Origin of the sequence: uncultured Thiodictyon sp. (assembly GCF_903828115.1) — a bacterium.
Taxonomy (GTDB): domain Bacteria; phylum Pseudomonadota; class Gammaproteobacteria; order Chromatiales; family Chromatiaceae; genus Thiodictyon.
The window spans coordinates 1-5,229 of sequence record NZ_CAIKKU010000406.1; the positions used below are offsets into that span (position 1 = coordinate 1).

Annotated in this window: 6 protein-coding genes; 3 read left to right on the forward strand and 3 right to left on the reverse strand. The window is 60.6% G+C overall.

Features of this window, described 5'->3' with window-relative positions; all coding sequences use genetic code 11:
- Window positions 1–458 precede the first annotated feature (458 nt).
- A complete protein-coding gene (locus QZY48_RS14865) occupies window positions 459–1,379 on the forward strand; it encodes an IS630 family transposase (protein ID WP_295432095.1) in 921 nt (306 codons plus the stop codon).
- A 20-nt stretch (window positions 1,380–1,399) separates the two neighbouring features.
- Window positions 1,400–1,615, forward strand: coding sequence for a YgiT-type zinc finger protein (locus tag QZY48_RS14870; RefSeq protein ID WP_295432098.1), 216 nt, complete (start codon window positions 1,400–1,402; stop codon window positions 1,613–1,615).
- A gap of 435 nt (window positions 1,616–2,050) precedes the next feature.
- Here QZY48_RS14870 and QZY48_RS14875 read toward each other — a convergent pair whose 3' ends face one another.
- The 3 genes from QZY48_RS14875 to QZY48_RS14885 form a co-directional block, all read right to left on the reverse strand.
- Complete coding sequence (locus QZY48_RS14875) at window positions 2,051–2,197, reverse strand: hypothetical protein (RefSeq protein WP_295432106.1); 147 nt, start codon at window positions 2,195–2,197, stop codon at window positions 2,051–2,053.
- A 281-nt stretch (window positions 2,198–2,478) separates the two neighbouring features.
- Entirely contained in the window at window positions 2,479–3,459 is a 981-nt protein-coding gene (locus QZY48_RS14880; RefSeq protein ID WP_295432100.1) for a Na/Pi symporter, read from the reverse strand.
- 278 nt (window positions 3,460–3,737) lie between these two features.
- Complete coding sequence (locus QZY48_RS14885; RefSeq protein ID WP_295432102.1) at window positions 3,738–3,920, reverse strand: cytochrome b/b6 domain-containing protein; 183 nt, start codon at window positions 3,918–3,920, stop codon at window positions 3,738–3,740.
- Between the two features lie 465 nt (window positions 3,921–4,385).
- Between QZY48_RS14885 and QZY48_RS14890 the strand changes: the two genes are divergently transcribed.
- The gene (locus QZY48_RS14890) at window positions 4,386–4,826 is read left to right on the forward strand and encodes a phosphate-starvation-inducible PsiE family protein (protein WP_295432104.1); all 441 of its coding nucleotides are present in this window, start codon (window positions 4,386–4,388) and stop codon (window positions 4,824–4,826) included.
- Window positions 4,827–5,229: the final 403 nt, after the last annotated feature.

Genomic DNA, 5,229 nt, shown 5'->3' on the forward strand with positions numbered 1-5,229 from the left:
CGACCGGCTAAAGCCTCGACCTCCTGTCCCCTGCGGCCGGAACGACGATCAAGGCCGACACGGGCGGCGGTGCGTGGACGTCGGAGCCATCCATACGAGCGATGACGCCCGGTAATGCGGGCCGAGCAAAGGGGTGGCCGCCCGAGATAACGCGAGAGTGAAACACGGCCCGACACCGTAAGGACGCTGTCCGTGACAACGACGCTCGCGCGTTTCACGCAGTTGGCGCGCCCGCCCTCCGGGCGGTGCGCGGGAAGCTCTGCGCGGCGGCCGGCGAATGCCGTCAGCGAGGAGTCGACAGGGCGCCGGATCGCTCCCCGGTACCGCTGCGAAAGGCTCGGGCTGGGAGCCGGATGGGGACGAAACCGGGAACAGACCCTAGAGGTATACGTCTCTCATGTGAGATTCCGGTTTAGTCGCGGCGGGTAACCTGCCGAGAGTTTTGGTAAACTGCCTTCATGCTGGACTACCGTCTCGACAAGCACCAACTCGCCGAACTGCGTGCGGCCCACCGCGCCGCCCGGGACGTGCGCGAGGCCTATCGGATCAACGCCGTGATCTTGCTCGGGAAGGGGCGTGCGCCGCCCGATGTGGCCGATGTCTTGCTGATCGACCCAGACACTGCTCGCGATTACTTCAAGCGTTACAAGAAGGGCGGGCTTGATGGGTTGCTGCGGATGAGCTATATCGGTAGCGAAGCCCTGCTCGACGACACGCAGTTGTTGGAACTGGACGATCATCTTCAAAGTCACCTGTATCTGACAGCCGAGGCCGTCGCCCGACATGTCCAGAAGCGCTGGGGGGTGCGTTACACGCCCAGTGGCATGACTGCGGTCCTGCACCGCTTGGGCTACGTCGACAAGAAAGCCAAACTGCAACCCGGCAAACACCCGGCTCCAGAGGTTCAAGAGGCATTCGTTGAGAAGTACGAAAATATCAAGAAAAACAGCGCCGAAGGTGACGTAATCTATTTCATGGATGCGACCCATCCGCAACATAACCCGGTGATCGGATGCGGTTGGATCAAGCGCGGAAAGGAGCACCCGATCCAGAGCAATACGGGTCGCCAGCGGCTTAACATCAACGGTGCGATCAATGTTCAGGCGCTGAGCGCAGAGGTCCGATTTGATGAGACCATCGACGCCGCGTCCACGATCGCGTTGTTCAAGCAGCTTGAGCAAGCGAACCCGACGGCCCCATCCATCGTCGTTATTTGCGATAACGCCCGTTACTACAAGTCGAAAGCGGTCGCTGTGTATCTGACGACATCGCGAATCCAACTGGAGCCACTTCCGCCCTATTGTCCAAATCTTAATTTAATTGAGCGCTTCTGGAAATTCTTCAAACGCCAAGTGCTTTACAATCAATTGGTCATCTGATTTCAAAGTGAGGAGGTAATGTGGAGTGCTATCATTGCAAAGGCAACATGATCAAAGCTGAGGCCCCATTCAGCGCCGATCGAAATGGGTACCATATCACATGGGAGTCGATTCCCGCATGGGTATGCACGCAATGCGGGGAGGCGTTTTTTGAAGAGAATGAGGTAAACCATATCCAAACTGCTTTGCAGCAGGTCGATCGTGAAACCCAGGCCTTCTCGCTGAAGGCGGCATAGTCATAACGGCGCCAGAAGGCCGATGGCAATGCCAGGCGACACCGGTGAGTGCGGTCGCGAAAGGCCCGCCTGTCAAGGCGACGGCCATGGCCGCAGCGGTGGCGGTACGCCCCAAGTGACAGGTCGGGTGTCCCCGCAGGATATCCCCGGGGTAGGCAAGGATGGCACGCCGCCCACGCCACCCCACCCTCCCTGAACGCCCACTGATCGCGGTTGTCAGCGAACCGCCCGGACAGCCGATCCCTACTGGCCAAGCTGTTGGCCTGACTGATGACCGGCCCGGTCAGCGCGCCTGCCGTGCTGGTGGACTCCACCAAGCCCGACCGCCGGAGAGGGGTTATGGCCTTAAGATGCTCTACCACATCCGGAGCGAGTACGCCCGCGATTGGGACGGCGACGGCTTCCTCGAGTTACGCCATCACGTCCGACAGGCTGCTAGGATCCGCTCGCCCCTTTGCCGGTTAACGAACGAAAGGCATCCACAACCATCTGTTGCCATTTTGTGGCCCAGGAGGGTTGCGTCCAGTTCCAGCCGATGATGATGCCGACGGCGATGAAGAAGAGCATAAGCATAAAAAACACGATAAGACTCCTGGGTTTGAGAGTGGGCCGCGCGGTGGAAGCGGCGCGGATTGGTGTCCCGGGATGCACAGTAACCCAGAGGTGCTGACGTAAGCCTGTACGGCTTTGTCAGCAAACAGTCAGGAGCGTCTGGGCTTGTGATTCACGCGAACACGACGTCTGACTGAGGCCGGGCTTATCGTGTCTCGTAGTGGTCACTACGCGGTCGATCCGACAGGGAGTAGCAGCGCACCAAGGCCTCAGGTGGGCCGTCCGCGGGGTCCGGGATCTTCCAGTCGGAATCAGTTCAACCGCTGACAATGGGCCTCATCCGCGGCCGGCGGAAATTGGCGGCCGAGCAACGTGGCGATCGGATCGTGTATGACGATAAAGATCAGCGCCGCGGCCACGTTCAACAACAGAAAGGCCCATGCCGCTTGCAACGCGGGTTCCGGGCTGATGCGTGCAATCAAGTCCATCACCAGCGGCACGCGCAGGTACAACTCGATATAATACAACAGGATAAAAAGCACCGCGCCAGTGACGTTGAAAAGATTCACGAAACGAACCAACTGACGGGCCGAGCCGCTTAGCGCGGCACCGAGAAACGCCTTGAAGGCGGTCGAGCCGAGGGCCGCGCCATACATGATCAGCAAGACCTCCTCACCCGACAGGATGCCTCCCTTTGCCAGGCCGATCGCCACCACCACGACGGCCGTCGAGGACTGCAGGAGGAATCCAAGGGCAGCGCCAACGGCAATGTTGAGTCCATGCCAGTCACTTGCCACGGCCAGCACCCGACTGAACCAGGGCTCCGCGCGCAACGGCCGCACGCCATCCAGCATCATTTCGATACCCAGGAAGATCAGGCCGAGTCCGAAGGCAGCGCTCACGACGTTGCGTAATCGCTCGTCTTTGGCAAAGTGGAGCAGGATGGACGACACGCCGACCAGAAAAAAGACTCCCGTCCGGATCTTGAAGGAGATCAGGAAAGGCATGAGACAATTGCCGACACTGAAGCCGGTCAGGATGGAAATCGCCTGGCTCGCGGTGACACTGCCGGCCGGAATGAGGCTCGCAAGAATAAACATCGCCGCGGATGTACTCTGCAATGCCGCACCCGCACCCACACCGAGTAACAGCGCCTTCCAGCGGGGTGAGATATACCGCGACGCCAGGACAAAGAACTCGCGGCTGCCGATGCGCTTCAGGGCATCGGAGAGGGTATTGATGCCCGTCAGCAATAGTCCGATGCCCAACAGCAAAAACCCCAGCGAGAGCATCGTATAGTCCTCGGCCCGGCGTTAGGAATACTTCACTAACAAGTTAAACAAGTCGCTTAGGGAACGCTGTTCGGGCCATTGTCGTTGTCGTTGTCGTTGTCGTTGTCGTTGTCGTTGTCGTTGTCGTTGTCGAGGTTATCGTAGCACCTCAGATTCTCTCGCACTCGAAATTGCATCGCTTCTCCGATTACGACAACGACAACGACAACGACAACGAACGTGTTCTGTTTAACTTGTTCGTGACTCGTTACTTGGTTGACACTCCGGACCGCAACGACTTACTTGCGTTTGCGGCCGTCGATCATGGCACGCACCAGATTCTCATCGTGCCGGCGGCTCGCCAGCGCCACGCCGAGCAGGTGCAGGGCGACGAAACACAGGGTGCCGTAGGCAATCGCCTCATGGATGTCTTTCATCGCTTCGTTGTCGAGCGTGGCGACACCGGTGGAGTCGGTGGTCATGGATTGATCTCCTGCGCGACGGTGAGCGGGCGCCGGAACCGCGTCGCGGGTTCAAGCGGGGTGGACTCCGGTGGAGCAGAACCCAGACCGACGCTACGCGCCCCCCCTTGAACACCCACTGATCAGCGTTGTCAGCGAACTGTCAGGACCGCCGGTACAAACTCGCGCCTGCGCACCGCGGCGCTTCTCCCGGCAGATGGACGTCTTGACAGCAGTCGGGGAAGATGTCGATCCCACGCCGCCGGAGGCGCTTCAAGACCGCGTCGTTCCGAACGGACTCGCTGGTGCACCAGCGACATCCCGGACGTCACGGACCCGGATGCCGCGGTTGTGCTCGCCGCGCACTGAGGGCAGCAGCCCGGCGAAGCCAGGCGCCGCCTGCTCGCGGCCGTGCCCCGACCATCTCCCGGCCGCCCCTCACCCTTGGTTGCGGCCCACTTAGCGGCCTTTGAATAGGATTTAACCATGAGTATGACCGAGCCCAATCCCCGTATCCTGAGCATTGCCAGCCGCGCGCTCGGCCACCTCGAGGTGGTCTTTCTGGTGGTGATTGCGCTGGCGACCCTGATCGCCAGTGGTCAGGAAATCCTCGCCATGGTCGAGCGGGGGCATGTCGCGCTGGCCGACCTGCTCCTGCTCTTCATCTATCTCGAAGTACTCGCCATGGTGGCGATCTACCTGGACTCCGGCGCCTTGCCGGTGCGCATGCCGCTCTATATCGCCATGGTCGCGCTGGCGCGGCACATCATCCTCGATATGAAGGAGATGACTGAATTGGGGATCGCGTCCGCCGCGCTCTCCATCCTGATCCTGGCGGCGGCGGTGTTGGCGATCCGCTTCGGCCAGGTGCGTTTCCCCTACCAGTCCCTCACCCGCAGCGGACGCCTTGGACAAGGCAACGATTAACGAGGCAGTACCAAACACATTGCTGTTTTCATCAGCTTGCCGGCAGCGCTGTCGGCCATCACGGACTCTTTGTTCGAGTACGGCGCCGCTGCCCTTCAGTTGGCTCAGGTATCGCAGGGGGCGACGCGACCGGGCGCGGACGAGGCCAGCCGGACGAGAGGCGGCGGCGACGAGCCGTTAGCGATGTCCGTAACCCATTGACAAAAAAAGCCGCGCGCTGCGGGGAAATTCTCGTTTACCCCAACCTGGAGCCAGTGTGGAGCGAGCGATCAGTGAGTTGCGTGCGCGGCGTGGGGCGCCGGGCGAAAAGTCACCCCAACTGAGCTTATTTGACTGGTGCGATGTTGAAGCGCGCAGCGATCTGGATCGCTTCTACCTGGTGCGCGATCATCTCCCAGACGCG

Bases quoted from the DNA above. Each gene is read 5' to 3' on its own strand.
- QZY48_RS14865 (WP_295432095.1), top strand. From the start codon at position 459: ATGCTGGACTACCGTCTCGACAAGCACCAACTCGCCGAACTGCGTGCG.
- QZY48_RS14880 (WP_295432100.1), bottom strand. From the start codon at position 3,459: ATGCTCTCGCTGGGGTTTTTGCTGTTGGGCATCGGACTATTGCTGACG.
- QZY48_RS14885 (WP_295432102.1), bottom strand. From the start codon at position 3,920: ATGACCACCGACTCCACCGGTGTCGCCACGCTCGACAACGAAGCGATG.
- QZY48_RS14890 (WP_295432104.1), top strand. From the start codon at position 4,386: ATGAGTATGACCGAGCCCAATCCCCGTATCCTGAGCATTGCCAGCCGC.